The organism is Salegentibacter sp. (assembly GCF_041642575.1).
Lineage (GTDB): Bacteria > Bacteroidota > Bacteroidia > Flavobacteriales > Flavobacteriaceae > Salegentibacter.
In genome coordinates this window covers 5,795-9,021 of record NZ_JBEPWD010000080.1, presented here as the reverse complement: position 1 = coordinate 9,021, position 3,227 = coordinate 5,795, and the positions used below count along the sequence as shown (strand labels likewise).

The window sequence follows — 3,227 nt, the reverse complement described above, 5'->3', positions numbered from 1 at the left end:
GCTATTGGTTACAAAGATTACAGTAAATCATATATACATTTTAAAAATTTGCCCAAAACAGTTGACGCTTTTGAGCAACTGAAGAAAAAAATCGAAAAGAATGGCTGAAAAAGTTTCCAAGCAAACAACTATAAAGGAAGAAGTATCCCTTGAGGGGGTTGGGCTTCATACTGGCCAGGCGGTAACCATCACTTTTAAACCTGCTTCTGAAAATACCGGATATGTATTCAAAAGAATAGATCTGGATGGAGCACCGGAAGTGGAAGCCGATGTCAGCTATGTTGTAAATACCAAGCGCGGTACAAACCTTGAAAAGAATGGTGTAGCTATCCAAACCTCAGAGCATGTACTTGCAGCCTGTGTTGGCCTTGAGATAGACAACCTTATAATGGAGCTTAATGCCTCTGAACCTCCAATTATGGATGGGTCGGCCAAATTTTTTGTAGAGGCTCTTGAGAAAGCCGGTATAAAAGAATTAAATGCATACCGGGAGGAATTTGAAGTAGATGAAGTGATTTGCTATCACGATGAGGAGTCGGGAAGTGAGATCATTGTGATGCCTGCGGAAGAATACCAGGTAACAGCTATGGTAGATTTTGGCACCAAAGTTCTAGGTACGCAAAACGCTTGCATTAATCATCTTTCAGAGTTTAAAGAAGAAATTGCTGATGCCAGAACTTTTAGTTTCCTGCATGAACTGGAAGCCCTTCTTGATCACGGACTGATTAAAGGAGGAGACCTCAATAATGCCATTGTATATGTTGATAAAGAAATTGGTGAGGAGACGATGAAGAAACTTCGTGTGGCCTTTAACCGAAAGGAAATTTCGGTAAAGCCTAACGGAATTCTTGATAATCTTACGTTACATTACCCAAATGAAGCGGCAAGACATAAATTGCTTGATGTTTTAGGAGATCTTGCACTTATTGGCACCAGAATAAAAGGTAAAGTTATCGCCAATAAACCGGGGCATTATGTAAATACCCAGTTTGCTAAAAAAATGGCTAAGATCATTAAAGCGGCCAAAAGGAATAATGTTCCCAAGATCAATCTTGATACTCCGCCTTTGATGGACGTTAATGATATAATGAATATTCTGCCTCACAGACCGCCGTTCCTTTTGGTAGATAAAATTTATTCCTGCACGGAAACTTGTGTGATCGGGATGAAAAATGTCACAATGAATGAACCTTTCTTCGTTGGTCATTTCCCGGGGAAACCTGTTATGCCGGGTGTACTTCAGGTAGAGGCTATGGCTCAAACCGGGGGTATTCTTGCCTTGAAATCAGTCCCGGATCCTGAAAATTATCTTACCTATTTTATGAAAATAGATAATGTAAGGTTCAAGCAACAGGTTGTGCCAGGAGATACTTTAATTTTTAAACTTGAATTATTAGCGCCAATCCGCAGGGGAATTTGCCAAATGCAGGGTTATGCCTATGTAAATGGTAAATTAGCTACCGAAGCGGTGCTTATGGCGCAAATTGTAAAATCGAAATAAATATTATGAACCAACCTCTAGCATATGTGCATCCGGGCGCAAAGATTGCCAAAAATGTGGTGATCGAACCTTTCACAACCATTCATAATAATGTAGTGATAGGAGAAGGTACCTGGATTGGTTCTAACGTAACTATAATGGAAGGTGCCCGAATTGGAAAAAACTGTAGTATTTTTCCGGGTGCCGTTATTTCCGCAGTTCCACAGGATAAAAAATTTGACGACGAGGATACCCTTACCATAATTGGAGATAATACCACAATTAGAGAATGTGTGACCATAAACCGTGGTACTACAGATCGTATGAAAACGGTAGTTGGAAACAATTGCTGGATTATGGCGTATTGCCATATTGCTCACGACTGTATTGTAGGCGATAACTGTATTTTTTCTAATAATAGTACCCTTGCCGGTCATATTAATGTTGGAGATTACGTAATTCTTGCCGGAATGGCAGCAATTCAGCAATTTTGCAGCATTGGAAATCATGCCTTTGTTACCGGAGGTTCCCTGGTTAGAAAAGATGTTCCGCCTTTTGTAAAGGCAGGAAGGGAACCATTATCCTATGTGGGAATCAATTCCATAGGTCTTAGAAGAAGAGGTTTCAGCACAGAAAAGATCAGAGAAATTCAGGATATTTACCGGATTCTTTATCAGAAAAACTACAATAATTCCCAGGCCGTGGCAATTATTGAAGGTGAAATGCAGGCAACTGCAGAACGGGATGAGATCCTGGAATTCATTAAAAACTCACAAAGGGGTATCATGAAAGGATACGCCGGTTCAAACTAAAAAATCAGAATTATGGCAAGTACCAGCGACATTAGAAATGGATTGTGTATAAGATACAATCACGATATATTTAAAATTGTTGAATTCCTACATGTAAAACCAGGAAAAGGCCCGGCCTTTGTTCGTACTAAATTAAAAAGCGTTACTACAGGAAAAGTTATAGATAACACCTTTTCTGCGGGACATAAAATTGAAGATGTGAGAGTTGAAACTCATAAATTTCAATTTTTGTATAACGACGGGGAATTCTATCATTTTATGAATGTGGAAGACTACACTCAAATCCGTCTTCCTGAATCGGCACTGGATCAGCCTAAGCTTTTAAAGGAAGGGGAAGTGGTTACAGTTATTATCAACACTGAAGATAATATGCCACTTTCAGTAGAGATGCCAGCCAGTGTGGTTTTGGAAGTAACTCATACTGAACCGGGAGTGAAAGGAAATACAGCTACCAACGCCACTAAACCGGCAACTGTTGAAACCGGTGCAGAGGTTAATGTTCCGTTATTTATCAATGAAGGAGATAAGATCAAGATCGAAACTGAAAAAGGAACCTACAAGGAAAGGATAAAAGAATAAGACTATATTTACAAAAACAAAAACCAGGACATTAAGCCTGGTTTTTTTCTTTAAAGTATAACAGATGAAATTCTCTCAAACACACAGTTTACAGCAAATTGCCACTATCCTGAATTGTGAATTTGTGGGTGCTGAAGACTTTCCGGTAAACGGAATGAACGAGATCCACGTGGTTACTCCGGGGGATATCGTATTTGTAGACCATCCAAAATATTACGATAAAGCACTTAATTCTGCTGCAACGGTAGTATTGATTAATAAAAAGGTAGATGCGCCGGAAGGAAAGGCTTTGCTTATTTCCGACGATCCTTTTCGTGATTTCAATAAATTAACCCGGTATTTCAAACCCTTTGAAA

Annotated in this window: 4 protein-coding genes and 1 pseudogene; all 5 read left to right on the top strand. The window is 39.3% G+C overall.

Annotation, left to right across the window (positions count from 1 at the left end):
- Positions 1-108, top strand: a pseudogene (locus tag ACESK1_RS10585) (UDP-3-O-(3-hydroxymyristoyl)glucosamine N-acyltransferase); the annotation flags it as partial.
- Positions 101-1,501, top strand: coding sequence for a bifunctional UDP-3-O-[3-hydroxymyristoyl] N-acetylglucosamine deacetylase/3-hydroxyacyl-ACP dehydratase (locus ACESK1_RS10580; protein ID WP_372920151.1), 1,401 nt, complete (start codon positions 101-103; stop codon positions 1,499-1,501). The pseudogene ACESK1_RS10585 and the gene ACESK1_RS10580, both read left to right, overlap by 8 nt.
- Positions 1,502-1,506: 5 nt before the next feature.
- Positions 1,507-2,292 (top strand): acyl-ACP--UDP-N-acetylglucosamine O-acyltransferase, encoded by a 786-nt coding sequence (lpxA, locus tag ACESK1_RS10575; protein WP_372920150.1) that lies wholly within the window; start codon positions 1,507-1,509, stop codon positions 2,290-2,292.
- A 12-nt stretch (positions 2,293-2,304) separates the two neighbouring features.
- Entirely contained in the window at positions 2,305-2,871 is a 567-nt protein-coding gene (gene efp / locus ACESK1_RS10570) for an elongation factor P (RefSeq protein WP_372920149.1), read from the top strand.
- A gap of 64 nt (positions 2,872-2,935) precedes the next feature.
- The coding region (locus tag ACESK1_RS10565; protein ID WP_372920148.1) for an LpxD N-terminal domain-containing protein at positions 2,936-3,227 on the top strand (292 nt) is incomplete at its 3' end.

Bases quoted from the DNA above. Each gene is read 5' to 3' on its own strand.
- ACESK1_RS10580 (WP_372920151.1), top strand. From the start codon at position 101: ATGGCTGAAAAAGTTTCCAAGCAAACAACTATAAAGGAAGAAGTATCC.
- lpxA (WP_372920150.1), top strand. From the start codon at position 1,507: ATGAACCAACCTCTAGCATATGTGCATCCGGGCGCAAAGATTGCCAAA.
- efp (WP_372920149.1), top strand. From the start codon at position 2,305: ATGGCAAGTACCAGCGACATTAGAAATGGATTGTGTATAAGATACAAT.